Here is a 25,505-nt window from a genome sequence, read left to right as displayed (position 1 = left end):
ATTACTAAAATTATTTCTATTAACGAATAATAGGAAGTGTTGTTCTTCCATTTACTCGACGTTATTGCTCTCCTGCCTGACTCGGCTTAGTCAATAAGCACTAAACAATAGATAATAAAAAACCCGCATTAAGCGGGTTTTTTGTTGCTCTAAATAAGTGGTTTATTCAGCGGAAGAAGACTCTTCTGTTGTTTGCGAAGTGTTGCTTTCTTCACGAGCTATTCGTGGGTCATTCTTGACGCGACCAGCTGACGTTGTACGACGTCGAGAGGCTGTAGCTTGACGTTTTTCGGCAAGGTCTTGCTTCATCTTTTCTTGTTGAGCAAGGATTGCTTCAGGCAGCTCTACAGCAGCTTTCTTTTCAGTCGCTGGCTTAGTAGCAGGTTTTCCTCGTCCACGGCGTGGTGCGCGGGTGTTGCTAGCTGTTTTGGTCTCATCAATCACTGGTTCAGCTTGAGTTTCAACTACTGGTTCAGCTTGAGTTTCAACAACTGGTTCAGCTTGAGTTTCAAGAACTGGTTCAGGTTGTGCTTCAACTACTGGTTCAGGTTGTGCTTCAACAACTGGCTCAGGTTGTGCTTCAACAACTGGCTCAGGTTGTGCTTCAACAACTGGTTCAGCTTGTGTTTCAACAACTGGCTCAGGTTGTGCTTCAACTACTGGTTCAGGTTGTGCTTCAACAACTGGCTCAGGTTGTGCTTCAACTACTGGTTCAGCTTGTACTTCAATAACTGGCTCAGCTTGTGCTTCAACGACTGGTTCAGCTTGTACTTCAATAACTGGCTTAGCTTGAGTTTCAGCAGTGGCTTCAGTGTTCTCGGTATTTGCTTCGTCTGCTTTTTGAGGGCGCTGACGAGAGCGGCGAGAGCGACGTGAACGGCGTTGTTCGCGAGGCGCATCTTCTGAATCGCCATCAGCGCTACGAGCTTCTTCAGCAGCTTGGGTAGCGGCTTCTGCCAATGCAACTTCTTCTTGCTCTCTTACTTTTTCTGATATTTGAATGTCTTCTTTTAATTTACCATTGCGACGACGGTTGTCGTTACGATCGCGTTTACGCTCAGTAACTTCAGGAACGACCTTTTCTCTAGGAGCGGCTTTAGCGGTAACTTCCCTTTTTTCGCCTCTAGTTTCTTGGTGGTCTACTTTGTTATCCGGCTTATTGTTACGTGAACGATTATTGCGGTTATTTGTTTTCTCAGCAGATGTCGTTGTTGCTTCAGCTTGTTCGCGACGAGATTGGCGAGTAGATCGAGTATTTTCAGTGCTTGAGCTAGTCTTCGTTACATCGCGATCTGAGTTCTGGTGCTTGCTGCGTTTGTTGCGATTGTTACGGTTCGCATTATTGCTAGCAGAAGGACGTTGTTCGCTTGAATTACGCTCACCTCTTTGGTTTGTATTAGTATTCTTAACAGTAGTTTTCTTAACTGCTGATGTTTTTGGCTTGGTTTCTGTCGCGTTGCTTTCGCCAAATAGAGCGGTAAGGATGCGTTTAATCAAGCCTGGTTTAGCTTTGCTTGCTGCTGCAGGTGCTTTAGCCGCTGGGGCAACAGCATGTGCTGGCGCAGGAGATTTAGGTGCAATGCTCGTTACAGCCGCTTGTGGACGAGCATTTTCATCTACTTGTCTAGGCTCATAAGGAGGTTGTTCAGGTGTCTCAACGATCGAGTAGCTATTTTCATGTTGTACAGCAACCGTACTGTCATCACGAATACGTTCTACTTCAAAGTGAGGTGTTTCCATATGAGGGTTAGGTACTAAAATAATATGAACGTTGTTGCGTTTTTCTATTTTAGCGATGTTGGTGCGTTTCTCGTTTAACAAGAAAGTCGCAACAGAAACTGGCAGTACAGCACGAATTTGTGCAGTGCGTTCTTTAGAACATTCTTCTTCAATAAGACGAAGCACAGAAAGAGCTAAAGACTCAACGTCACGAATAAATCCTTGGCCATTACAGCGAGGACAAACGATACCGCTTGTTTCGCCAAGAGAAGGGCGTAGGCGTTGACGAGACATTTCTAATAAGCCAAAGCGTGAAATGCGACCGATTTGAACCCGTGCGCGGTCAGCTTCAAGCGCATTTTTCATGCGAGTTTCGACTTCTTTCTGGTTGCGTACTGGTGTCATATCGATGAAATCGATAACAACCAAACCACCAATATCACGAAGGCGTAATTGGCGAGCAATCTCGTCTGCGGCTTCTACGTTGGTTTGCAGTGCGGTTTCTTCGATATCGCCGCCTTTCGTCGCGCGAGCCGAGTTAATGTCGATAGAAACAAGTGCTTCCGTCGGGTCGATAACAATCGAGCCACCAGAAGGTAAGCGAACTTCACGTTGGAAAGCGGTTTCGATTTGGCTTTCGATTTGGAAGCGGTTAAATAGTGGTGTTGAATCGGTGTAAAGCTTGATGCGTGATTTGAAATGCGGCATTACTTGCATTACAAAATTGATAGCATCTTGGTAAGCGTCTTTCTCATCGATAAGAACTTCACCAATATCTTCACGTAGGTAATCGCGAATGGCACGAATAACGATGTTGCTTTCTTGGTAGATTAAGAAAGGAGCAGGTTTTTCAGTTGCGGCTTTAGTAATGGAAGACCATAGCGTGTCTAGGTAGTCTAAATCCCATTGAAGCTCTTCGGTAGAACGGCCAACGCCAGCTGTACGTACAATTAATCCACCATTTTCTGGTGTGTTTAATCCTGACATGGCTTCTTTTAATTGAGAGCGATCATCGCCATCAATGCGGCGAGAAATACCACCAGCGCGTGGGTTGTTTGGCATTAATACCAAATAGCGACCCGCTAAGCTGACAAACGTCGTCAATGCGGCGCCTTTATTGCCTCGCTCTTCTTTATCTACTTGAACAATAACTTCCTGACCTTCGCTTAATACGTCTTTTATATTAATGCGACCGTCATGGTTAGATCGTTTAGAAAAGTAGGTTTTTGAGATTTCTTTAAGAGGCAAAAACCCATGGCGATCTGCGCCATAGTCTACAAAAGCAGCTTCTAAACTCGGTTCTATGCGAGTAATGCGGCCTTTATAAATGTTTGCTTTCTTCTGTTCTCTTGAACCAGATTCGATATCAAGATCGTATAAACGTTGGCCATCGACAAGGGCGACCCGCAACTCTTCTTGTTGAGTTGCATTTATTAGCATTCTAATCATTATAAGTGTGAACTCTGTTGGCTGATGCGAACAAATGCACAGGAAAAGGAGCTAATTAAGATTTTAGCCCAGAATAGTGACAACGATTCGTAGTGTTTAGGCAAATGGAGTGCGCGATGCGTTTATAAAAATAAAAACGATTTTATGCGGTCGCCGCCAAATCAATAACAAAAAGTCCCTATACTGGTCTCGTTTTTTTGCTTTTTTACGAAACAACGCGAACGCGCGGCCGAGCAATTAATGAGATTTCCTTCCCACTGACACAGATTTATCCGAATCATGCGGTTTATTATTTAAGATTAACTGTTACAGAGGTAAGATAGAGGGCCGAAGTGTCGCTTCGGCAGTATTCATTCAATTCTCAGTGTCTTATCTTCGAGGTGTTCTGTTGCCTCTTACCCTCTGTGAATGTGAATATAACAGTAAAAACTAAGTGCTTCAATTATAAAGGAAAGCAATCTTTGGTTATGTCGGACTCAGATCAAAATTCCACAGAGCGACCAGCGGTACGCTATGTGACGATTGACGAGAATAATTCTGGTCAACGAATCGATAACTTCCTTGTTACTCTGCTAAAAGGAGTACCTAAAGGTAAGCTTTATAACCTTTTGCGCAAGGGGGAAATTCGCGTTAATAAAAAACGCACCAAACCGGATTATCGATTGCAGCACGATGATATTGTACGGATTGCGCCTATTGTCCTGGCGCCAATACCGGATAAACCTACCCTGTCAGATAAGCTAAAGGACAGCATAGAGTCTCGTATCATCTATGAAGATAAGGGCCTGATCGTGGTGAATAAGCCTTCAGGGCTGGCGGTACATGGTGGTAGTGGCTTGAGTTTTGGTCTTATCGAAGTGATTCGTCAAATGCGGCCACAAGAAAAGTTCACTGAGCTTGTTCATCGATTAGATCGTGATACGTCTGGTTTGATCATGATTGCCAAAAAACGCAGCGTACTGAAAGAACTGCATACGGCGCTTCGTGAAAAAGAAGGCGTGCAAAAAACCTATCTTGCGTTGGTGTATGGCAGCTGGCCAAAACGCAAACTTCAGGTGAATGCTCCGTTGCTGAAAAACGAGCTGAAATCCGGTGAGCGTGTTGTGAAAGTTCATACTGACGGCAAAGAAAGTTTAACGCGCTTTAAATTGGTTCGTCAATTTGAAGGCTACAGCTTGGTCGAGTGTGAACCAGTAACAGGGCGTACTCACCAAATTCGAGTGCATGCTTTGCACGCTGGGTATCCGATCGTCGGTGATGATAAATATTCGCCGGTTGAATCATTGAAAGAAACTAAAGCCCTTGGCTTTAAACGATTGTGCCTGCACGCAACGCGCTTGGACATCATGCTTAATGGCGAACGCATGTTGTTTGAAGCGCCATTGGACAAAGAATGGCAGGCGTTAATGAATGAAAAATTAGACGCGGTGTTTCCATAAAGCGTCTGACTAACGAAAATTGATCAAAGGAGCGGATAATTATTACCAGATAATTACCCGCTCTTTTTTTTGCTTTGTGTTTTCTGCCCTTCGTTTGAGCGATGCTCGTTTGAGTGATGCATGTCAGCGCCATGATGGTGAAAAATCGCTAACATTCAACGACGGTATTCGTCGTTTTTGACGGTCATCTTGGTGTAGGAGTATGTATGAAGGCGGGTGGTGTCAAAATTGTTCCCGGTATTGTCTCTGTTGGCTTGGCGTTGTTAATTTGGTTTGTCGTGCCAGTCCCTGAAGGTGTGTCAGTCAATGCGTGGCATTTATTGGCGTTGTTTGTTGCTACTGTGGTTGCCATTATCGGGAAGGTCATGCCGATTGGTGCGTTGGCGATTTTAGCCATCACGCTGGTTGCGATAACGGGGGTGACGAATGACAGCCCCTCAGGCGCTATTAAAGATGCGCTAAGTGGCTTTTCCAATTCTCTTATTTGGTTGATCGGTATTGCGATTGTTATTTCGCGTGGGTTGGCTAAAACAGGCTTGGGCAACCGAATTGGTTATTATTTTATTTCTTTATTTGGTAAAAAAACCATCGGCATTGGTTATGCGCTGGCATTGTCTGAATTGGTGATTGCGCCAGTGACGCCAAGCAATACCGCACGTGGTGGCGGTATAATTCACCCGATTATGAAATCCATTGCCAGTAGTTTTGGCTCTTCTCCAGAAGACGGCACCTCTCGTAAAATAGGCCATTATCTTGCCTTGGTGAATTACCATATAAACCCGATTACATCGGCTATGTTTATTACCGCGACCGCGCCAAATCCTCTTATTGTAAAACTGATTGCCGATGCGACCGGAGCCAGTATTAGTATTTCTTGGGGAACTTGGGCGTTGGCTGCTTTGTTGCCAGGGTTGGTGTGTATAGCCTTGGTGCCTTTAGTGATTTACGCCATTTATCCACCTGAAATCAAAAGTACGCCAGACGCCAGTCGTTACGCAAAATCCAAGTTGGCAGAGATGGGGGTCATGAGTTACGGCGAAAAAGTTATGGTAGCGGTATTTGCGCTGCTGCTTTTGTTGTGGGCTGGCGTGCCGGCCATGTTATTGGGTCCTGAGTTTGCGGTAAACACGACGGCGGTGGCTTTTTTAGGCTTGTCTGTGCTGTTGATTAGCGGCGTCTTGAGTTGGGAGGATGTACTGAAAGAAAAATCCGCTTGGGACACAGTAGTGTGGTTTTCCGCTTTGGTGATGATGGCTACTTTTTTAAACAAGCTTGGCTTGGTGCATTGGTTCTCGACCGTGGTGCAAAGCAATATTGAGCAATTCAATCTGAGTTGGGGAGTGTCTGTCGTCATCTTAGTCGCGGTGTATTTTTATGTGCATTACTTTTTTGCCAGTACGACCGCTCATATCACCGCCATGTTTGCCGCTTTTTATGCCGCTGGGTTGGCTCTAGGCGCACCGCCTTTATATCTTGGTTTATTACTTGCGGGAGCATCTTCTTTAATGATGTCTTTGACTCATTATGCCACCGGCACATCGCCCATCATCTTTGGGTCAGGCTATGTTTCCATGGAAGATTGGTGGATCATGGGCTTTATTATGAGTGTCGTGAATTTAGCCGTTTGGGGAATCGTTGGTGGACTTTGGTGGAAAGTCTTAGGGTATTGGTAATATCAATACAGTCAGTGGTTAATGACGGACAGTAACTGGCTAACAATAGATTCAATAAAAAGGGTGACCACGAGGTCACCCTTTTTATGCTTTGTTTACCTTACGACAATTTAGGAATGCCGGTTAGGTAGCCAACCGCTGCGCCGTAACGATCTTTGTAATTGGCACGAATGTACGGGTCTAATACGTCTTTTACTTTATCATGCAGTGGGCTGCTCCAGTCACCTGGGTGTTGGAAGTTGCTCATGATGTAAGTCCAGCCGTTGAGTTCATCGACGGCGTGCAAGCCGGTTGATTCTGCGCCTGCTGGGGTAGATAAAATGCGCGCTAGTTCACCGCTGTCAACGTTATACGCCCACAAGAAGTTATTCACGTGATTGCCGCTGTCTTCACCGATAAATAAGGTGCGCAATGCTTCAGAATACTTAAGGTTATCTGGGTTGGAAATGCGGTCTGCATGCGCCGTGTTACCAAGTGCATCAGGCACCACTAGGTCTTCACCGATCAAGTTCGCTGGCGCTTCCATACGAACCGATACCCATTCGCTGTCAATGGCGTGGCCATGATTGTCTTTTTGACCACCGGTTAGTGTGTGTTCATAAACCGCACCGGCTTTTGGGCCTTCTACATGAATGTCTGTACTGCCATCTGTCATGGTTTTGTAGATGTAAGACATCGCCGAGTAGGCTTTTTTATCTTTGATGTTAACGGTCGTGCCTTCCATTTTAGTGAAGCCTAGAGACGCGCCAATCAAAGCCGCATAGCGGTGAGTTTCTAGGAAAGCGGCTTCTTTTTCCATGCCAGGTTTCAATTTTACCCAGTTGGTTTTTCCGCTGTAGCCAATCTTGGTGAAGCTGGCGTCTTTAGGGTCTTTTTTATGGATTTCCATGATGTCGCTTGATTTGATACCGGCGTCTACAAGACGTTGGATTTCGTCGCTGTTTGCTTCGCCGAGCTTGATCCACGTTAGGTTGCCTGCGCCCGGTCCTTTGCCAGACGTTTGATGCCATTTTGCGGCGTACAATGTACCGGCTGACAGGTCGCGTGGTTTGTCCGCAATAAACATAAACAAGCCGCTGTTGGTGAAATCGTCACCCATCAATACGGTGCGCTCATCTGGCATGACTTGCACAAGCTCGTGAGAAAGTCGTCCCATGCAGTAATGCTTTATGACAGAGCCAGTACCGTCTTTATTAACGGTAACTTCTGGCATATGGCCGTAGTTGTAAGGTTTGGCTTTGTTTTCATCGCCAAATAAATTTTTGCTGTAGGCTTTGAATTGTTTGTTATCTGGGTCTGAAGCATCTGGCTGATATTCTTCACTGGAAAGGTGGGTGCCCCAAGGAGACAAGCTCGCCCCACAGGTGATCCACAAACCGCCAACGTTTGAAGTGTCTACGTTGTGGTATTTAACCAGCTTTAGTTCACCGGTTTCTGGATTTTGATCCAAGGTCAGGATGGCAACAGGAGAAGGTAGGCGACCGTACATTTCATTGCCAGCGCCATCGCGACTGGTGTATTCAAACTGCACCACGGCAAAAACGTGGTTGCCGTATACGCCAGCGACCTTTGCGTCTTTAACGGTCAGTAGGCTAGAACCATCGGGACAGTCAGAGAAGAACTGACGATTATTAAAAGTAGGATCTGTAATGGGTTTATTATTGATATCATAATAACCACCCGCAACGAGTGTATTGCCCTGACCATCTGGCACGCGGTCACCCGATACAAAGAAAGCGTGATAATCCAATTTCACTAAGCGGCTAGAGCCATCTTCAAATTTCAACTGCATGGCGGCGTTGGTGTAAGCGGTGGCCATGGCAGCGGGATTACTAAGAGAGGGCGCTGTCATAGGAACAAAGCTGACGGAAGATAAAGGCGCCTCTGTCATGTTTTCTGCAAACGCTTTCGCGCTAAACATGCCACCAGCTAGTGGTAGCAATGGCGCGCCAGCCATAAAGCTCAGCATTCGGCGACGGGTGTTATCAATTGACTGACTCATGGTTATTATTCCTTTCTGTATTCAGGGTTTGCCCGTAATAAAGTAAAAAGCACAAAAGTAGTGGTTCATAACTGCCGGTGCAGTAAATCACGTCGGCCATGACGCTTTCGTGACAGCAAAATGATCTTTTTATGTCAGATCAATGAAATAGTCTGAGAGTTAGAAAAGAGAGAGGGCGCGCTAGGTGTGATAATCTAGCGGGATATATTTCATAATATGTTGGGTGTTTGTACATGAGTTCGGAGTTTGATCGGCCTAATTTTGTGATGATTCGTCGTCAATTTGATTTTCGTGGTATTGAAATGGGTCGCTGGGTAAAACCTGATGAGCGCGATCGAGCGGCAGTGAATTTTTATCAAGCGTTATGCGACTTGATGGACGTGCTGCAGGGGCCTGAAACACTGATTTCATTGCGTGGCACCCTAGGGCTTCAATTTGGTAAAGGTGGACGCCCCGGCGTGGCGGCCCATTATATGCCAGCCACACGGCAGTTAGCGTTAGCAAAAAATGCCGGAGCGGGTTCGCTCGCGCACGAGTGGTACCACGCATTCGATCATTATATGGGGGACAAAATGTTTCCTGTTTTGGGCGCGCAATCTTTTGCCTCATCCAACTGGTTAACCGCGACTAAGATGCAGCCTCATCCGCTAAACACACTATTAGAAAATTGCTTTAAAGTGATTATGCTCAATGCGCAGGGAACCGCGCCAAGTGCGCTGTTTGATGCTTCGAAACGAACAGACCAGACATTAAATATTGTCTATTACGCCAAGCCAGAAGAATTGTGCGCCAGAGCCTTTGAAGCCTTTATTGAAGATGAAAAGCCCCAAAGTCGTTTTCTTGTGAAAGGCAGTCGCTATTCAGACGAAGCCAAAGCCGGACTCTACCCACAAGGTGAGCAGCGTGAACACATAAGCGCTGCTTTTAAAGCCTATTTTTCAAGGCTTGGGGCTGCGCTACATCGACAACAGAGTTAATTGCGCCTCATTTCTCGCCGAAGCATCAGAAATCCTGCCTTTCACAAAAATTCGCTTGGTCTTTCGTCTTCTCTGAAACTATACTGTATATATATACAGTATTTAGGATGACCTATGCGTGTTTCTTATCTTGGTGTTTCAGAGTCTGCTTCTTTTATTGCTGGTAACAGTGTGCGAATTCCGCTTTATGTGGATTCTGTGTCGGCGGGTTTTCCATCGCCTGCTCAGGACTTTGTCGAAAAATCCTTAGACTTAAATGAGTTCTGTGTGGCTCACCCAACTGCGACGTTTTACGTGCGCGCTCAGGGGGATTCGATGATCGATGTGGGTATCCTGTCGGGCGATGTGTTAGTGGTGGATCGGTCGTTAACGGCGCGCCATGGGGATATTGTGATCGCGTGCATTCATGGGGAAATGACGGTAAAAATGCTGGAGTTAAAGCCAAACGTATTGCTTCGCCCAAAGAACAAGGCCTATAAGGCGATTCCTATTACCGAGGAATCCGAGCTGGAAATCTTTGGTGTGGTGGCGGGTGTGGTTCGTAAGTATGATCGTCATTAATGCAAACTGTCTTTGCGCTTGTCGATTGCAATAACTTCTACGCGAGTTGCGAGAAGCTGTTTCGACCCGATCTGAAACATACCCCTGTGGTGGTGTTATCGAATAACGACGGCTGTGTGGTAGCGCGTTCTAAGGAGGTGAAAGCGCTGGGGTTGAAAATGGCGGTGCCGGTCTTTCAGATTCAAGACGAGATAAGAAAGCACGGCATTGTGTGCTTTTCGTCGAATTACGCTTTGTACGCGGATTTATCGAATAGGGTGATGACGATCATTGAGGAAGAGGCGCTACGAGTGGAGGTGTATTCCATTGATGAGGCGTTTATGGATTTAACTGGTGTGGATCATGTGGTGGATTTACTCACCTTCGCGAGGCAGGTAAAAGCCAAAGTAGACAAATGGACAGGGATTGCGGTGGGTATTGGCATTGCGCCGACTAAAACACTGGCAAAGCTAGCCAATTATGCCGCGAAAAAATACCCTGCCACTGGGTCTGTCGTGAATTTGATGGATAGCGACCGACAACGACGATTGATGGCGCTGGTCGATGTGAGTGATGTGTGGGGTGTTGGTCGACGGACCACTGAGAAGCTGAGAGCAAAGGGCATTCATACTGCGTTAGACTTGGCCGATGCGAACCCAAAAGAAATACGAGCTGGATTCTCGGTTGTGCTCGAGCGCACGGTTCGTGAATTGAATGGTGTCTCTTGTTTGGATTTAGAAAGTATAAGGCCAACCAAGCAGCAAATCATTTGTAGTCGATCGTTTGGTCACAAGGTGACAGACAAGCAAGCGCTGCGTGAGGCTATCGCCAAATACACCACCAGAGCGGCCGAAAAGCTACGAGGCGAGCGGCGCCTTTGTCGCGTGGTCAGCGTGTTTGTCCGTACCAGTCCGTTTATTCCCAGTGAACCGCAATACTCACAAACTCAATCGGCAGAGTTACCCAGCCCAACGGACGACACACGAAATTTATTAGAGGTAACCGATGCTATCTTTCAACAACTTTATAAAGAAGGCTTTCGCTACGCAAAAGCTGGCGTGATGCTTGCGGATTTCTACGAACACGGTGACGTTCAAGAAGATCTCTTTAGGCCATCAACCAATAAGGCCAATTCAAAAGCCCTGATGGGCGTCGTGGACAAAATAAACCACAGCGGCCTCGGCAACGTTTTCTTTGCCTCTCAAGGCGTGTCAGCTCAGTGGTCAATGAAGAGAGAGTACCTATCGCCAGCGTACACAACCAGATGGGAAGAGTTACCAAAGGTTTTTTGATGCGAATGTCACTTTGATGTTTTGGGGTGCGTCACATAAGCGGTTGGGAAGGAGGGCTTCGTAAAACTTGGCTTTTTGTGGGGCTTTATTAAATACTGTATAAATATACAGTATTTTGTTTTTTTGATCAGATCTTTTCCGCTATATTGCTCGTTTTCTGTTCGGCCGACAACGCAATCAAATAAGTTAGCAATAAACAGATGGTTGCGCGGATTAAAAAATGCTGAAATGTAACCAATAGATTCAACTCAATTCTTTAATTATTAAGCCGTTCAATTGTTTAATCGAGATAGCCATCATGCCAATGCCTTCAGAAACTGAGATGAAAAAAGCCATAGCGGAAAGAGATCCAGCCTTTGACGGGCAATTTCTTTATGGTGTGATCACCACAGGGGTATTCTGCTTGCCCTCTTGTCCGACTAAGGCGGCTAAGCCTGAAAATGTGCGTTTTTTTGCGGACATTGATGCTGCTATGTTGGCCGGATTTCGACCTTGCAAACGTTGTTATTTTGTCGATAAAGGTACTCGTACCGACCAGTTGGTTGAAATCGCTCGCTATATTGAGTCCCATTCTGATGAGAAGATAACCCTTTCAAGTTTGGCGGAGGTTGTTGGTGTCTCCGCCTCAAGATTGCAAAGGCTGTTTAAAGAAGCTTTTTCTATTTCGCCAAAAGCGTATCAAGATGCGGTTCGTTTGCGGTGTTTCAAGCAATCCCTTAAAAACGGTGACGCGGTAACCGATGCCATTTACGGTGCGGGTTTTGGTTCTATTAGTCGAGTCTATGGCGAAGCAGATCGCCATATAGGTATGACCCCAAAGGTTTATCGAACTGGTGGTAAAGGAGAGCGTATTAGCTACGCGTGCCGTAAAACAGCACTGGGGTTAATGATAATGGCAGCGACGGATAAAGGGGTCTGTAGTGTTCAGTTTGGCGACACTGAAAGTGAGCTGGTGACGGCACTGCACAAGGAATACCCTAATGCGGAATTGATGCTGTCATCAGCACAAGAAAGTCCTGAGCTCGATCGCTGGATGGAAGCCCTAGATCAGCATGTCAGTCTTGGTGCGCCTAGACCGGATTTGCCGTTAGACATTAAAGGCACGGCTTTTCAAATGAAAGTCTGGCAATTTTTGTTGAGCATTAAAGAAGGGGATGTGATGAGTTATAAGCAAGTAGCAGAGCGCATCGACAGCCCTAACGCAGTGCGGGCAGTGGGCACTGCCTGCGGAAAAAACCTGCTCGGGGTGTTGATACCTTGTCATCGAGTGTTACGAAGCGACGGTGGCTTAGGGGGCTACCGCTGGGGGTTAGAACGAAAACAGTTATTGCTGAAAAAAGAACAGAAACACACAGAAAAGTGCCACCAAGAACGAACGCAATTAATCTAGATGCCTTTAAATTTATAAACATTAAAAAAGGCGACCCAAATCTGGGTCGCCTTTTTGTTTTATACCGTGACGACGAATGACTTAACAGCTAACGATTTAATTGTTAGCAACTTAGTCTTCGTAGCTGTCGATTGGTGGGCATTCGCAGAACAAGTTACGGTCGCCGTAAACGTTGTCGATGCGGCCCACTGGTGGCCAGTATTTGCGCGCTTTTATCCAAGGAAGTGGGTAGGCCGCGTCTTTACGAGAGTAGGCGTGAGTCCATTCCATATCCAGCAAAGAGTCTGCTGTGTGTGGTGCGTTAACCAATGGATTGTCTTCCACTGGCCATTCGCCATCTTGTACACGGCTGATTTCGTTGCGGATTTGAATCATCGAATCACAGAAGCGATCTAGCTCTTCTAGATTTTCAGATTCCGTTGGCTCGATCATCAAGGTGCCCGCTACAGGGAAAGACATGGTCGGAGCGTGGAAGCCGAAATCCATTAAGCGTTTTGCAATGTCTTCTTCACTAATGCCGGACTCTGCTTTTAGCGGGCGAATGTCGATAATACATTCGTGAGCAACCGTGCCATTTTTGCCTGTGTACAGCACTGGGTAATGCTCGCCTAGGCGCTTGGCAATATAGTTAGCATTCAAAATGGCATTAAAGGTCGCATCACGCAGCCCTTGGTCGCCCATCATTTTGATGTACATCCAAGTGATGACAAGAATGCTTGCACTGCCATAAGGCGCAGCAGAAACAGCACCATGTTGCTCTTGCATGCCCATAACAGGTGCTACAGCATGACCCGGCAAGAAAGGCGCTAAGTGAGATTTGACACCAATTGGCCCCATGCCAGGACCGCCACCACCGTGTGGAATGCAGAAGGTTTTGTGTAGGTTAAGGTGAGACACATCTCCACCAAACGCACCAGGAGGCGCAATGCCTACCAAGGCATTTAGGTTGGCGCCATCGATGTACACTTGACCGCCAAAGTTATGCACTATGTCACACACTTCACGGATGTGTTCTTCAAATACACCGTGTGTGGATGGGTAAGTCGCCATGATGCAGCTTAGTTCAGCTGCGTGTTTTTCTGCTTTGGCAGCGAGGTCCACAAGGTCGATGTTGCCATCTTCGTCGCATTTTACAATGACGACTTTCATACCAGCCAATGCCGCAGAAGCAGGGTTAGTACCGTGTGCAGAGCTTGGGATTAAACAGATATTACGACCGTGGTCACCACGAGATTTGTGGTACTTATCAATGGCGATAAGACCCGCGTATTCTCCTTGGGCACCTGAGTTAGGCTGCAATGATACTGTGTCATAGCCTGTTGCTTTTGACAGCATAGCGATCAATTCAGTAAGCAATGCGTGGTAGCCAGCGGCTTGTTCCGTTGGTGCGAACGGGTGAATGCCACCAAATTCTGCCCAAGTCACAGGAATCATTTCAGACGCGGCGTTCAGCTTCATCGTGCAAGAGCCAAGCGGAATCATGCTTTGGTTAAGCGCAATGTCTTTCACTTCAAGTTGGTGCATGTAGCGCATCAACTCAGTCTCACTATGGTGAGAGTTAAATACTGGGTGCGTTAAAATAGCGTCTTGGCGTAATAGTGCAGCATCAAAGCCTGTGCTAGCCGCCGTCGCGTCAATGTCTTCTTGAGACAAAGAGAAGCCGAAACAGTCAGCAAGGTCGATTAAATCTTCGCTGGTGGTTGTCTCGCTAAAGGAGATAGAAAGACGACTTGCAGACGTGTGGTGTAAGTTTATTAATTTAGACTGAGTTGCAGCAATGATGTCTGCGGTTTTTTCATTGGTGTCTACTACGACCATGTCAAAGTAGTTGGCATTGGTTGTAAAGCCATTGGCTTGTAAGGCTGTTGCAAAGCAATTGGCATAAGCGGCTACGCGAGAAGCGATTTTCTTCAAGCCTACAGGGCCGTGATAGACCGCATAGAAACCGGCCATCATGGCAAGTAAGGCTTGAGCAGTACAAATGTTCGACGTCGCTTTTTCGCGGCGAATGTGTTGCTCGCGAGTCTGCATCGCCATGCGTAACGCAGGTTTGCCGTGGCTGTCTTTGGAAACACCGATGACGCGGCCCGGCATAGAGCGTTTGAATGCGTCTTTGGTTGCTAAGAAGGCAGCGTGAGGGCCACCAAAGCCCATTGGAACACCAAAGCGCTGAGTATTGCCGAATACAATGTCAGCACCCATATCGCCAGGGGATTTCAATAATACTAATGCAAGCATATCGACGGCAATACTGGTTAATGCGCCTTGTTCATGGGCTTGTGCCACAAGATCGGTTAAATCGGTTACTTCACCATTAATACCTGGGTACTGGAAAATAGCCCCAAATACATCATGACTTGCAAGGTTGTCGTTGGCATCCACTATCACGTCTATGTCTAGAAGTTCGGCGCGGGTTTTTACCACGTCAATCGTTTGAGGTAATAGTTGATCGGAAACAAACAGGGCATTGCTCTTTTTGCGGTTAGAACGCTTCATCAGCGTCATGGCTTCAGCTGCGGCAGTTGCTTCATCAAGCAAAGAGGCGTTCGAGATTTCCATGCCCGTTAGGTCGATAATGACTTGTTGAAAGTTAAGTAGTGCTTCCAAGCGACCTTGAGATATTTCTGGTTGGTAAGGCGTGTACGCTGTGTACCAACCAGGATTTTCTAGTAAGTTTCTTAAAATAGGTGATGGCACAAGTGTGTCGTGGTATCCCATGCCAATAAAAGAACGAGCTACTTTGTTTTGGCTCGCTATGACTTTTAGCTGGCGTAATGCATCGCTTTCACTAGAAGGCTTAGCAGAAAGGTCAAGGTTTACTTGGCGAATTGCTTGAGGAATGGTTTTTTCAATCAAAGCGTTAAGAGAATCAATGCCAATGGTGTTGAGCATGATGGTACGTTCTGAATCGTCTGGGCCAATATGGCGCGCGATAAATTCGTCATTGCTTAGCAAATCACGGATACACGAAGTCATGATTTATATCACCTATTAAGAAAACATGAAGGAGTAGGCTCTCTTGCTAGCGCCTTGTGGGCTCAGCAAGAGAGTAATGAACTGTGTTATTCGATTGTGGCAGCGTAACCATCAGCATCAAGTAGTTTGCTAAGGTCTGTGCCTTCAGCTAGCTTGATTTTCGCTATCCAAGCACCTTCAAAAGGTGATTCGTTAATAAGTTCTGGTGCATCATCAAGGTTAGTATTCACTTCAATGATTTCGCCTGAGACTGGTGCATAAATGTCAGAGGCTGCTTTAACAGACTCAACAAGAGAGAATTGTTCAGTCGCAGTGACTTCTAATCCTACTTCAGGTAATTCGACATAAACTACATCGCCCAAAAGGTCTTGTGCGTGATCTGTAATGCCAACAGTGACAGTACCGTCTCCATTATCAAGAACCCACTCATGGGAGTCAGCGTATTTAAGATTTTCTGGAATTGTGTTCATGAATGATGCCTCTTTTTAAAAAAATACCCGAGGGGGTTGCCCTCGGGTAGATGATTTTAGCGGTACAGTGGAAAACGCTTACAAAGTTCTTTAACTTCAGCTAAAACGCGAGCTTCAACTTCTGGGTTACCGTCTGGATTGCCCACAAGGCCGTCCAGAACATCACTGATTAAGTGACCCACTTTGCGGAATTCTTCTTCGCCGAAACCACGAGAGGTTGCGGCTGGTGTTCCTAGACGGATACCAGAAGTCACCATTGGTTTTTCAGTGTCGAATGGAATGCCGTTTTTGTTACAAGTAATACCCGCGCGTTCAAGCGCTTGATCAGCAACGTTACCTTTAAGGCCTTTAGGGCGCAGGTCAACCAGCATCAGGTGAGTATCCGTACCGCCAGTAACAACATCACAACCGCGTTCCATCATTACAGCAGCCAACGTTTTTGCGTTAGCGACTACTTGCTTGATGTAGTCAGTGAATTCTGGTTTCAGAGCTTCGCCAAACGCTACAGCTTTACCCGCGATGACGTGCATCAATGGACCACCTTGGTAGCCTGGGAAAACAGCAGAGTTGATTTTTTTGCCAAGAGCAAGGTCATTGGTCAATATCATGCCGCCACGAGGGCCGCGTAATGTTTTGTGTGTCGTCGTTGTTACTATGTGTGCGTGTGGTAGTGGCGATGGATGAACTCCAGTCGCTACTAGGCCAGCAATGTGAGCCATGTCTACGAACAAGTAAGCGCCGACTTTGTCTGCGATTTCGCGGAAACGTTTAAAATCGATTTCACGAGGAATAGCAGAACCACCCGCGATGATCATTTTAGGTTGGCATTCGATTGCTTGTGCTTCAATCGCATCGTAATCGATCAATAGGGTTTCAGGGTTAACGTCGTATTGTACGGCATTGAACCATTTGCCTGATTGCGCTGGCGCAGCACCGTGCGTTAAATGACCGCCTGAAGACAAGGTCATACCCATGATGGTGTCGCCTGGCTGTAGCAATGCAAGCATTACTGCGCCGTTCGCTTGAGCACCAGAATGAGGTTGAACGTTAACAAACTCACAGTTGAACAATTGTTTAGCGCGATCAATGGCAAGTTGTTCTGTTACGTCGACTGCTTCACAACCACCGTAGTAACGGCGAGTAGGATAGCCTTCAGCGTATTTATTCGTTAGTACGGAGCCTTGAGCTTCCAAGACAGCTTTAGAAACAATGTTTTCAGAAGCTATCAATTCGATACCAGTTTCTTGACGCTCTTGTTCTTCAACAAGGGTTGCGAAAAGTTCTGGATCGCGATCAGCCAAAGATTGACTGAAAAAGGCTTCGGTATTTGCCATGGTGTATTCCTCTTAAATAAACAGTATTGCCCAATTAAAAACGCAGAGTCTTTTATATAATAACACTAGGGCAGTTTAAGATGATGAAAAAAGATCATCTTTCTAAGAGCGTCGATAATTGTCTGCTTCGCGCCAATTTTTCGTATCATATCGAAAAAGTTTCCAATTGGAAACATTTGGAAAAGATGTATTTTAATATCTTACGGTAGAATATAAGTATTATATTTGACCGATTGTTTAGGTTTTTAGTTAATTTAACGCTCATAATTTGATTTTTTATAAATTTAAATGACCTTATGACTTGTCAATTCGGTTGTAATTTAGATAATCTGTTTCCAATCGGAAACTTCCACTCATCGACCCAATCAAAGGTTTATCTTATGAAACGTACTTCTCTTTATGCACAACACATTGCAGCGAACGCCAGGATGGTTGAGTTTGCTGGTTATGAGATGCCAGTTCAATACCCACTAGGCGTTAAAAAAGAGCATTTATGGGTGCGTGAAAATGCCGGTTTGTTCGATGTTTCACACATGGGGCAGTTGATTTTAAAAGGTAATAAGGTAAAAGAAGCGTTTGAGAAAATTGTACCCGTAGATGTTTTGGGCTTGCCTGAGGATATGCAGCGTTATGGTTTGTTCACTACGGAAGAAGGCACCATTACCGACGATTTGATGTTTGCCAACTGGGGCGACGATTTATTTGTGGTCGTGAACGCGGCTTGTAAAGACCAAGATATTGCTCATTTGAAAGCATCGTTGTCGGAGTGCGAAGTAGAAGTAATAGATGATCGCGCTTTGTTAGCGATCCAAGGCCCTAAAGCACGAGCAGTATTTGCTCGTTTGATTCCAGAGGCGATCAACATGACGTTTATGCAGAGCCTTAAGTTTGATTGGCAAGGCGTGGAGTTGTGGGTGAGTTGTTCAGGTTATACTGGCGAAGATGGTTATGAGGTCTCTGTGCCAAATGATCAAGCGGAAGCCTTTGCTGCGACTTTGTTGGCATTTGAAGAAGTTGAATGGATTGGCTTGGGGGCACGAGACTCTTTACGACTAGAAGCGGGTTTATGTCTTTACGGTCATGACATTGATACCACGACGACTCCTATTGAAGCCTCTTTGAATTGGGCGATTCAGCCTATTCGTCGCTTAGGCGGCGCTCGCGAAGGGGGATTTACCGGTGCAGATATCATTTTGACACAGTTTGCTAATAAACCCGCTCGTAAGCGTGTTGGCTTTTTGGTCGATGGTAAAGCGCCAGTACGCGAAGGTGTGCAAATTGTTAACCAAGCAGGCGACGAAAAAGGGTTGGTAACAAGCGGTGGTTTTTCTCCTTCTTTATCTCAGCCTATCGTCATGGCCTATGTGTCAACTGAGGCTCTTGCTAGTGAAGAACCTTTGTTTGCTTTGGTGCGAGGTAAAAACATTCCTCTTATATTAACTAAAATGCCATTTGTCCCTGCTGGGTACTTTCGCGGCTAACCAGTAAAAGCTGCTATGTAAATGTCGCGACGGTGGCGTTTACATAGCGCCACTTTTACAGATATGTAATAATCCCGTCTTTTTGGGGGATTAGCGTTGTTTACTGCTACACAGCTGATTGATGCGTTTGACGCCTGCTTTCTTTCCAGTTACCACACCAAATTAATTGGCGATGCGGATGAGCCGCTTTACGTACCCTCAAAGGATGTAAATACCCCCGCTTTTCTATATTTTCGATTTGATTACCCTTCCAGTGCATTGCATGAAATTAGTCATTGGTGCCTTGCGGGGAAGCAACGTCGTCAACTTGAAGATTATGGCTACTGGTATGAGACCGACTCGCGTTCGCTGGAGCAGCAAAAGCTGTTTGAGCGCGTAGAAGTTAAACCTCAGGCAATTGAATGTATTTTTCACTGGGCGGCTAATCTGCCTTTTCGCGTTAGTGTGGACAATCTTGCTTTACCCGAATACGACGCAAAACCTTTTCAGCGAGAAGTTTCTCGTCAAGTGGCTGAGTATATTGGCTCTGGCCTACCTGAAAGGGCGCTCACTTTTGCCAAGTATCTCCATGCCCAGCGCTTACCTGATACCGATTTCAATCACTTTATAAAGAAACAATATGAAAATAATAGCCGATGAAAATATGCCCAATGTGGCAAAACTTTTTTCTTCTTTTGCTGATGTCGAATTGGTGAATGGCAGGACACTGACTAATGCTCAAGTGAAAGACGCTGATGCGCTGCTGGTGCGTTCAGTCACTAAGGTAAATCAAGCGCTATTGGAAGGCAGCTCCGTACGGTTTGTGGGCAGTGCTACGATTGGTGTTGATCATATCGATACAGACTATCTTGCGCGTCAAAATATCGCCTTTACCAGTGCGCCTGGTTGTAATGCAGAAGCGGTAGCAGATTATGTATTTAGTGCGCTTGGGTATTTGTCCCTGAGCAAAGAACTTACTTGGTTACATAAAAAAATTGGTGTGATCGGTTACGGCAACGTTGGCAAAATTGTTTATGATCGATTTGTCGCGTTAGGGTGCAATGTGTGTGTTTATGATCCATTTAAGCAGGCCGCTGCAATGGACTCAGAAAACTCACAGACTAACTTTGTTTCGTTAGAGGCCGTATTAAGTTGTGAGGTTGTTTCTTTGCACGCTCCATTAACTAAAACAGGAGCGCATCCAACAGAAGGTATGATTAACGCGAGTTTATTGGCGCGTGTGTGTGCAGGAACAACTTTAGTCAGTGCGGGGCGGGGCGGTGTCATTGATGAGCAAGCGCTGAAAGATCTTCATACAAGACTGAATGGCAATCTTAATTTGGTACTCGACGTATGGCACGGTGAGCCTATTATCGATTTAGCTACATTAGCGATTGTTGATATTGCGACACCGCATATTGCGGGTTACAGTAAGCAAGGGCGCGAAAAGGGTACTTGGATGGTTTATAAGGCTTTTTGTGAGCATTTCGGCTTTACTGAATACCTTAGCCTTAACGATGCGGTTACAGATGGGCGAATACGATCCATCAATATAAAAGAAGATCTGATAACCGAAGAGTTGCTGGCTCGCTCGATGCATGCCATTTATGATGTTGCTAGAGACGACGCTAGGCTGCGTGGTAAATTTCGTGGTAATGCGGATCAGTCAACATTTGACTGGCTTAGAAAACATTATGTCGAAAGAGATGAGTTTAATACTTGTGTTATTCTTAACGATGGGCAAGCTGCAATTAAAACACTGCAAGCCATTGGCTTTAAAGTGAAATAATAATTTTAACAAAAAAATGGGCTGCTGATGGCTGGCGTTATACAGGTTGACTTAGGTGATCTAGATGTACCGATTGGTACGATCGTTCAATTGGAATTTATTACGCCTCCAGCAAGACATATGGTGAAAGTGCTTGGGGCAATTCCTGGGCGATCTTTGATTGTCTCTTGCCCTACATCTAAAGGGCGTAAAATATTTGTACGTGAAGGGCAGGCGGTCAATGTTAGATTGATGCTCGGCACGGCGGTATGTGCTTTCTCTAGTCGTGTTGCTAAAAGCTATCTTGAGCCAGCGGCACATCTTCATTTGTCTTATCCTGCCTATGTGGAAACATCTGTTGTTCGAGAAACGGTTCGCGTAGAAACAAGGCTTATTTGTAGTCTTGAGCCGAATCAGTCCCTGAATACAATCCCCGAGGCCACTTCTGGGATTATTGTTGATATGAGTGCGGGCGGCGCTAAGTTGATTTCTAAAGAGGATTTTGGTGCCGTAAAGCAAAAAATGCGATTAGCAATGAATGTAGAAATTAGCGGTTACAATCACTTTTTTAAGATTAGTTGTGAAATTCGCTCACAGGAAATTCAGATGCTCGAGCAATTGCAAGCAACCCTTGTCGACAATGATTTCTTATCGAGAATGGACTCAGAATATTTCTATGTTTATGGGCTTAGGTTTGAGGATCTAAATAAAGAAACTGTCATTCCATTAACGGCCTTTATTTTAGAGAATCACAAGAAAAAAGCTCGTTAAGCTTTTTCTAGAGCATATTTTTCGTCAAAACCGCCATTTATATATGCGTAAAAAAACCAGCTAGTTAGCTGGTTTTTTTGTGGTTCGACAAATGTACTTGGCTATATAGTTAACGCTTACAGTGCCTGTAGGGCTTGAATGCGCTTTTCAATGGGTGGGTGACTTGAGAACAATTCACCTAACGTTGGCTTCTTGCCTCTGTTAATGCCGAAGGCCATCATGGAATCAGGCATATGACTTTCTTCATGCTCTTGCTGCAATCTTGCCAGCGCAGCAATCATTGCGCCCTTGCCAGCAAACTTAGCGCCGGCTTCGTCTGCCCTAAATTCACGAAAACGTGAGAACCACATCACAATCACTGAGGCTAGAATGCCAAAGATGATTTCAAAAATAAATGTGGCAATGTAATAACCCCATCCGACAGATCCTTCATCATCATTTTTGCGTAGGAATTGATCAACCGCGTAGGCAGCGATACGAGCAAAGAACATAACGAAGGTGTTTACTACACCTTGTATTAGACTCAGTGTTATCATATCGCCATTGGCTACATGGCCTATTTCATGAGCCATTACTGCTTTGATCTCGTCGGGTGGGAAACGATCCATCATGCCGCTAGAAACGGCAACGAGCGCATCGTTTTTATTCCAGCCTGTCGCGAACGCATTGGCATCATGAGAAGGGAAGATAGCGACTTCAGGTGTTTTAATTCCAGCTTCACGTGCAAGTTCAGTGACTGTATTAATCAGCCAAACTTCTTTGTGATTACTAGGTTGCTTGATAATAACAGCACCAGTACCACGCTTAGCCATGAATTTGGAAAGTAGCAGTGAAATGATGCTGCCAGTAAAACCAAAGACACCACAAAAAATGAGCAAGGAAGAGAAGTTCAGCCCATTACTTGTCATATAGCCGTTTACGCCTAATAGGCTGAGAATAATCCCCGCAACCACCATAACGGCGATGTTGGTCAACAAAAATAGAATGATGCGCATGCTCATGCTCCTAGAAATACTGTTAGGAGCATGATAGTGGCATAAAGTTCAATTACAAGCGGCGTGTTAGCGTTTTCTTAATCGTCCTAGGAAGGCGTCAAAGCGCTCCATAGCAGGTGTCAAGTCTTCAACATGGGGCAGAAAGACAAAGCGCACATGGTCGGGTGTAGGCCAATTAAAGCCAGTGCCTTGAACAATGAGTACTTTTTCTTCTTGTAAGAAACGTAATACTAGATTCATATCGTCTGTTATTTTATACATACTAGGATCAAGTTTAGGGAAAAGGTACAGCGCGCCTTCGGGTTTATGGCAACTTACGCCTGGAATAGCGTCGAGCGCCTCCCAAGCCACCGCGCGCTGTTCATAGAAGCGCCCGCCAGGGATGATTAGGTCGTTAATGCTTTGGTAGCCACCAAGAGCGGTTTGAACGGCGTGTTGGGCAGGCACATTCGCACACAGACGCATGGAGCTAAGAATATCTAACCCATCAATATAATCACTGATGCCACTTTTATCCCCTGTTATTGCCATCCAGCCCGAACGAAAACCAGCGGTGCGATAGACTTTAGATAATCCACCAAAAGTAACGCAAGGCATACGACCTTCTGTGAGCGTGCTTGTAGGGATGTGTTGCGCGCCGTCATAAAGGATTTTGTCATAAATTTCATCAGAGAAAATGAGCAGTTTGTGCTCTTCGGCAATATCAATGATGGCGTCTAAAATACCTTTTTCGTACACGGCACCGGTTGGATTGTTTGGATTTATAATGACAATGGCTTTAGTTTTATTTGATATTTTCGAGCGAATATCCTGTATATCTGGTTGCCACCCAGCACCTTCATCACAATGGTAGTGTTTTACGTATCCGCCAGATAATGTGGCAGCAGCGGTCCATAACGGGTAATCAGGGGCGGGTATAAGTATTTCATCACCGTCATTTAATAATGCTTGCATGGCCATAACAATAAGTTCGCTAACACCATTCCCCATCCAGACACTGTTCACATCGGCTGATTTCACGCCGAGGGCTTGGTATTTTTGCATGACGGCTTTTCTAGCAGAATAAAGTCCTTTTGATTCGCAGTAGCCTTGTGCTGTAGGTAAGTTGCGAATAACGTCGACTAAAATCTCATCGGGCGCTTCGAAACCGAACGTTGCAGGGTTGCCGATATTGAGTTTAAGTATGCGTTGGCCTTCTTCTTCCATGCGCATGGCTTCTTTTAAAACAGGCCCGCGAATTTCATAGCAGATGTTTGCCAATTTATTGGATTTGCGAATTTGCACTGGATTTCCTTGTTATAACAGGGGGGTAGGCGAATATACTAACTCTACACCTTACTTTGGAGCATTCAAGATGAGTGATAAAGATAGTAATAAAAAAGTCATTAAGTCTGAAGATGAATGGCGTGAAGAGCTTCCAGAGGAAGTTTTTAATATTGTTAGATTAAAAGGAACAGAGCGTCCCCATACCGGTAAGTACGATAAGTTCTATGAGCCTGGGGAATATCGTTGTCGTTGTTGTGGTAGCTTGTTGTTTGATTCGGGCGAAAAATTTAATGCAAGTTGTGGTTGGCCAAGCTTTTCAAGTGGCCATTTGGAAAATATCGAAGAGCGTAGTGATAATTCTTGGCGAATGCAGAGAACAGAAGTCGTTTGTGCGACATGTGATGCACACCTAGGGCATGTTTTCGAGGATGGCCCGCCACCGACAGGGCTGCGTTACTGCATTAACTCTGCGTCTTTACTCTTTAAAGAAGAGGAGAGTTAAACATCGGAGTGAAATATGGTTGTATATAAGAAGGCGCTCATGATGAGCGCCTTTTTTTATCTAAAAACTACTTTTTAAGCAGCGCTATAATATTTTGATCATTTAGCAGGCGGTTAACTGTTTTGCTGGCTAACTCGTTCATGTCATTTTGAACGGCGCTTTGATAAGGAAGGGTGCCGTATTGCTCCACTTTCTGAGAACCAAAGTTTGCTTTATAGGTTTGTCCTTTAGCATTTACCGTAGCGGTTAATTGAAAATTAAGTGTGGCCGTTGTTTTGATGCTCTTTGCTTGTGTTGTATAGCTCATCTTTGTAATGACAACATTAAGCTCGGCTGGTGGATAAACGCCTTGATCTGGTGTGAAGCCTAATTGCGTTAATCCATTGATAATACTTTTATTGACGCTTTCTTTGACATCGTTAGTGGTGAATATATCTGCTCGCTCATTTAATCCGGTTTTGATAGCACCTATATGATTACCTAATTGCGTGCTGGTGGTGACTTTGATTGCTCTGTCATTTTGTAAGTGAGCTTCCTTTACTGATGCCGTTGGTTCGATTTGAATGTAGTGTGTTGTTGTACAACCAGCGAGCAAAACAGTTGCGAAGGATAAAGGTAATAAAAGGCGAACTTTAAACATAAGTGGCTCCAAATTAGACAATGTCTTTGTAAAACAAGTTGTTGTTAGCTTAACTTAACAGATAAATTAAAAAAACTGTTGATTTTCAGAATAGTAACAGTAATATACGCACCCGCTCACACAGCAAGTTTAAAACGTTGTCCCGTTCGTCTAGAGGCCTAGGACACCGCCCTTTCACGGCGGTAACAGGGGTTCGAACCCCCTACGGGACGCCATCCTTTCAAACGGACGGTTAGTTTACTTTGAAAAGCTTGATTGTGAAAAGTGTTTTGCGGGAATAGCTCAGTGGTAGAGCACAACCTTGCCAAGGTTGGGGTCGCGAGTTCGAGCCTCGTTTCCCGCTCCATCTTCTTAATAGAGGATGTGACTGACAAAGTGTCATGGTAAATAGTTATAGCACTAAAAAAGCTAATTGTGTCCCGTTCGTCTAGAGGCCTAGGACACCGCCCTTTCACGGCGGTAACAGGGGTTCGAACCCCCTACGGGACGCCACTTTCTCTTTTTGTTTATAAAGAGAAGTGTATTGAAACGTGAAGTTAAGCAATGCTGTCATTCACTGCTTTATGCGAATAAAGAGTAGGGTGTACATAATGCGGGAATAGCTCAGTGGTAGAGCACAACCTTGCCAAGGTTGGGGTCGCGAGTTCGAGCCTCGTTTCCCGCTCCATCTTCTTAATAGAGGATGTGACTGACAAAGTGTCATGATAAATAGTTGTAGCACTAAAAAAGCTAATTGTGTCCCGTTCGTCTAGAGGCCTAGGACACCGCCCTTTCACGGCGGTAACAGGGGTTCGAACCCCCTACGGGACGCCACTTTCTCTTTTTGTTTATAAAGAGAAGTG

At 45.4% G+C, this 25,505-nt stretch carries 19 protein-coding genes and 5 tRNA genes; 16 read left to right on the top strand and 8 right to left on the bottom strand.

All coding sequences use genetic code 11. From position 1 onward, the window contains the following. Window positions 1-162: 162 nt before the first annotated feature. A complete protein-coding gene (rne, locus tag V6259_RS05885; RefSeq protein ID WP_341583707.1) occupies window positions 163-3,168 on the bottom strand; it encodes a ribonuclease E in 3,006 nt (1,001 codons plus the stop codon). A gap of 467 nt (window positions 3,169-3,635) precedes the next feature. On the opposite strand from rne, the gene rluC reads away from it, so the two are divergent. Both rluC and V6259_RS05875 read left to right on the top strand, forming a co-directional pair. Beyond that, the gene (gene rluC, locus V6259_RS05880) at window positions 3,636-4,607 is read left to right on the top strand and encodes a 23S rRNA pseudouridine(955/2504/2580) synthase RluC (protein ID WP_133011451.1); all 972 of its coding nucleotides are present in this window, start codon (window positions 3,636-3,638) and stop codon (window positions 4,605-4,607) included. Between the two features lie 206 nt (window positions 4,608-4,813). Further along, on the top strand, window positions 4,814-6,280 hold the full coding sequence (locus tag V6259_RS05875; RefSeq protein WP_341583706.1) for an anion permease: 1,467 nt from the start codon (window positions 4,814-4,816) through the stop codon (window positions 6,278-6,280). Between the two features lie 100 nt (window positions 6,281-6,380). Here V6259_RS05875 and V6259_RS05870 read toward each other — a convergent pair whose 3' ends face one another. Next, on the bottom strand, window positions 6,381-8,282 hold the full coding sequence (locus V6259_RS05870) for a PhoX family protein (RefSeq protein WP_341583705.1): 1,902 nt from the start codon (window positions 8,280-8,282) through the stop codon (window positions 6,381-6,383). A gap of 233 nt (window positions 8,283-8,515) precedes the next feature. On the opposite strand from V6259_RS05870, the gene V6259_RS05865 reads away from it, so the two are divergent. The 4 genes from V6259_RS05865 (at window position 8,516) to ada (ending at window position 12,481) form a co-directional block, all read left to right on the top strand. After that, window positions 8,516-9,259: a CLCA_X family protein gene (locus V6259_RS05865; protein WP_341583704.1), complete on the top strand. Its 744-nt coding sequence runs from the start codon at window positions 8,516-8,518 to the stop codon at window positions 9,257-9,259. Between the two features lie 114 nt (window positions 9,260-9,373). Then, window positions 9,374-9,820, top strand: coding sequence for a translesion error-prone DNA polymerase V autoproteolytic subunit (umuD, locus tag V6259_RS05860; protein ID WP_133011456.1), 447 nt, complete (start codon window positions 9,374-9,376; stop codon window positions 9,818-9,820). Then, window positions 9,820-11,091: a translesion error-prone DNA polymerase V subunit UmuC gene (gene umuC / locus V6259_RS05855; protein ID WP_341583703.1), complete on the top strand. Its 1,272-nt coding sequence runs from the start codon at window positions 9,820-9,822 to the stop codon at window positions 11,089-11,091. Before umuD ends, umuC begins: the two co-directional genes overlap by 1 nt. Before the next feature lie 298 nt (window positions 11,092-11,389). Beyond that, on the top strand, window positions 11,390-12,481 hold the full coding sequence (ada, locus tag V6259_RS05850) for a bifunctional DNA-binding transcriptional regulator/O6-methylguanine-DNA methyltransferase Ada (RefSeq protein WP_341583702.1): 1,092 nt from the start codon (window positions 11,390-11,392) through the stop codon (window positions 12,479-12,481). A 111-nt stretch (window positions 12,482-12,592) separates the two neighbouring features. Here the strand turns inward: ada and gcvP are convergent, their stop codons facing one another. From gcvP to glyA, 3 genes are all read right to left on the bottom strand, one after another. Next, window positions 12,593-15,457, bottom strand: coding sequence for an aminomethyl-transferring glycine dehydrogenase (gene gcvP / locus V6259_RS05845; protein WP_341583701.1), 2,865 nt, complete (start codon window positions 15,455-15,457; stop codon window positions 12,593-12,595). 86 nt (window positions 15,458-15,543) lie between these two features. After that, entirely contained in the window at window positions 15,544-15,927 is a 384-nt protein-coding gene (gene gcvH, locus V6259_RS05840; protein ID WP_133011461.1) for a glycine cleavage system protein GcvH, read from the bottom strand. Window positions 15,928-15,983: 56 nt separating this feature from the next. Continuing rightward, the gene (gene glyA, locus V6259_RS05835; protein WP_133011462.1) at window positions 15,984-17,261 is read right to left on the bottom strand and encodes a serine hydroxymethyltransferase; all 1,278 of its coding nucleotides are present in this window, start codon (window positions 17,259-17,261) and stop codon (window positions 15,984-15,986) included. A gap of 380 nt (window positions 17,262-17,641) precedes the next feature. Here glyA and gcvT point away from each other — a divergent pair, with 380 nt between their 5' ends. The 4 genes from gcvT to V6259_RS05815 all read left to right on the top strand — a co-directional run bounded on the left by gcvT (window position 17,642) and on the right by V6259_RS05815 (window position 21,260). Continuing rightward, on the top strand, window positions 17,642-18,742 hold the full coding sequence (gene gcvT, locus V6259_RS05830) for a glycine cleavage system aminomethyltransferase GcvT (protein ID WP_341583699.1): 1,101 nt from the start codon (window positions 17,642-17,644) through the stop codon (window positions 18,740-18,742). A gap of 96 nt (window positions 18,743-18,838) precedes the next feature. Further along, the gene (locus V6259_RS05825; RefSeq protein WP_341583698.1) at window positions 18,839-19,381 is read left to right on the top strand and encodes an elongation factor P hydroxylase; all 543 of its coding nucleotides are present in this window, start codon (window positions 18,839-18,841) and stop codon (window positions 19,379-19,381) included. Beyond that, window positions 19,362-20,510 carry a 4-phosphoerythronate dehydrogenase gene (locus V6259_RS05820; protein WP_341583696.1) on the top strand — a complete coding sequence of 383 codons (1,149 nt, stop codon included), beginning with the start codon at window positions 19,362-19,364 and terminating at the stop codon, window positions 20,508-20,510. Before V6259_RS05825 ends, V6259_RS05820 begins: the two co-directional genes overlap by 20 nt. 27 nt (window positions 20,511-20,537) lie before the next feature. Continuing rightward, window positions 20,538-21,260, top strand: coding sequence for a flagellar brake protein (locus V6259_RS05815; protein WP_341583695.1), 723 nt, complete (start codon window positions 20,538-20,540; stop codon window positions 21,258-21,260). Between the two features lie 116 nt (window positions 21,261-21,376). On the opposite strand, the gene htpX is transcribed toward V6259_RS05815, so the two are convergent. Together htpX and V6259_RS05805 are read right to left on the bottom strand one after the other, a co-directional pair. Further along, window positions 21,377-22,255: a protease HtpX gene (htpX, locus tag V6259_RS05810; RefSeq protein ID WP_341583694.1), complete on the bottom strand. Its 879-nt coding sequence runs from the start codon at window positions 22,253-22,255 to the stop codon at window positions 21,377-21,379. A gap of 66 nt (window positions 22,256-22,321) precedes the next feature. Further along, window positions 22,322-23,539, bottom strand: a complete 1,218-nt coding sequence (locus tag V6259_RS05805) for a pyridoxal phosphate-dependent aminotransferase (RefSeq protein ID WP_341583693.1) — start codon at window positions 23,537-23,539, stop codon at window positions 22,322-22,324. Window positions 23,540-23,609: 70 nt separating this feature from the next. On the opposite strand from V6259_RS05805, the gene msrB reads away from it, so the two are divergent. Further along, complete coding sequence (msrB, locus tag V6259_RS05800) at window positions 23,610-24,023, top strand: peptide-methionine (R)-S-oxide reductase MsrB (RefSeq protein ID WP_133011469.1); 414 nt, start codon at window positions 23,610-23,612, stop codon at window positions 24,021-24,023. A gap of 67 nt (window positions 24,024-24,090) precedes the next feature. Here the strand turns inward: msrB and V6259_RS05795 are convergent, their stop codons facing one another. After that, on the bottom strand, window positions 24,091-24,663 hold the full coding sequence (locus tag V6259_RS05795) for a YajG family lipoprotein (protein WP_341583692.1): 573 nt from the start codon (window positions 24,661-24,663) through the stop codon (window positions 24,091-24,093). 139 nt (window positions 24,664-24,802) lie between these two features. On the opposite strand from V6259_RS05795, the gene V6259_RS05790 reads away from it, so the two are divergent. The 5 genes from V6259_RS05790 to V6259_RS05770 all read left to right on the top strand — a co-directional run bounded on the left by V6259_RS05790 (window position 24,803) and on the right by V6259_RS05770 (window position 25,476). Further along, window positions 24,803-24,878, top strand: a tRNA-Glu gene (locus V6259_RS05790). A gap of 56 nt (window positions 24,879-24,934) precedes the next feature. Continuing rightward, a tRNA-Gly gene (locus V6259_RS05785) sits at window positions 24,935-25,009 on the top strand. A gap of 70 nt (window positions 25,010-25,079) precedes the next feature. Beyond that, a tRNA-Glu gene (locus tag V6259_RS05780) sits at window positions 25,080-25,155 on the top strand. 100 nt (window positions 25,156-25,255) lie between these two features. Further along, a tRNA-Gly gene (locus V6259_RS05775) sits at window positions 25,256-25,330 on the top strand. Window positions 25,331-25,400: 70 nt separating this feature from the next. Next, a tRNA-Glu gene (locus tag V6259_RS05770) sits at window positions 25,401-25,476 on the top strand. Window positions 25,477-25,505: the final 29 nt, after the last annotated feature.

The sequence above is a fragment of the Marinomonas sp. TI.3.20 genome (genome assembly GCF_038155025.1).
GTDB lineage: Bacteria > Pseudomonadota > Gammaproteobacteria > Pseudomonadales > Marinomonadaceae > Marinomonas > Marinomonas flavescens.
This window is presented reverse-complemented; position numbering and strand designations above follow the sequence as displayed.

Excerpts from the sequence above, each read along its gene's own strand:
- rne (WP_341583707.1), bottom strand. The coding sequence starts at position 3,168 with ATGATTAGAATGCTAATAAATGCAACTCAACAAGAAGAGTTGCGGGTC.
- rluC (WP_133011451.1), top strand. The coding sequence starts at position 3,636 with ATGTCGGACTCAGATCAAAATTCCACAGAGCGACCAGCGGTACGCTAT.
- V6259_RS05875 (WP_341583706.1), top strand. The coding sequence starts at position 4,814 with ATGAAGGCGGGTGGTGTCAAAATTGTTCCCGGTATTGTCTCTGTTGGC.
- V6259_RS05870 (WP_341583705.1), bottom strand. The coding sequence starts at position 8,282 with ATGAGTCAGTCAATTGATAACACCCGTCGCCGAATGCTGAGCTTTATG.
- V6259_RS05865 (WP_341583704.1), top strand. The coding sequence starts at position 8,516 with ATGAGTTCGGAGTTTGATCGGCCTAATTTTGTGATGATTCGTCGTCAA.
- umuD (WP_133011456.1), top strand. The coding sequence starts at position 9,374 with ATGCGTGTTTCTTATCTTGGTGTTTCAGAGTCTGCTTCTTTTATTGCT.
- umuC (WP_341583703.1), top strand. The coding sequence starts at position 9,820 with ATGCAAACTGTCTTTGCGCTTGTCGATTGCAATAACTTCTACGCGAGT.
- ada (WP_341583702.1), top strand. The coding sequence starts at position 11,390 with ATGCCAATGCCTTCAGAAACTGAGATGAAAAAAGCCATAGCGGAAAGA.
- gcvP (WP_341583701.1), bottom strand. The coding sequence starts at position 15,457 with ATGACTTCGTGTATCCGTGATTTGCTAAGCAATGACGAATTTATCGCG.
- gcvH (WP_133011461.1), bottom strand. The coding sequence starts at position 15,927 with ATGAACACAATTCCAGAAAATCTTAAATACGCTGACTCCCATGAGTGG.
- glyA (WP_133011462.1), bottom strand. The coding sequence starts at position 17,261 with ATGGCAAATACCGAAGCCTTTTTCAGTCAATCTTTGGCTGATCGCGAT.
- gcvT (WP_341583699.1), top strand. The coding sequence starts at position 17,642 with ATGAAACGTACTTCTCTTTATGCACAACACATTGCAGCGAACGCCAGG.
- V6259_RS05820 (WP_341583696.1), top strand. The coding sequence starts at position 19,362 with ATGAAAATAATAGCCGATGAAAATATGCCCAATGTGGCAAAACTTTTT.
- V6259_RS05815 (WP_341583695.1), top strand. The coding sequence starts at position 20,538 with ATGGCTGGCGTTATACAGGTTGACTTAGGTGATCTAGATGTACCGATT.
- htpX (WP_341583694.1), bottom strand. The coding sequence starts at position 22,255 with ATGCGCATCATTCTATTTTTGTTGACCAACATCGCCGTTATGGTGGTT.
- msrB (WP_133011469.1), top strand. The coding sequence starts at position 23,610 with ATGAGTGATAAAGATAGTAATAAAAAAGTCATTAAGTCTGAAGATGAA.
- V6259_RS05795 (WP_341583692.1), bottom strand. The coding sequence starts at position 24,663 with ATGTTTAAAGTTCGCCTTTTATTACCTTTATCCTTCGCAACTGTTTTG.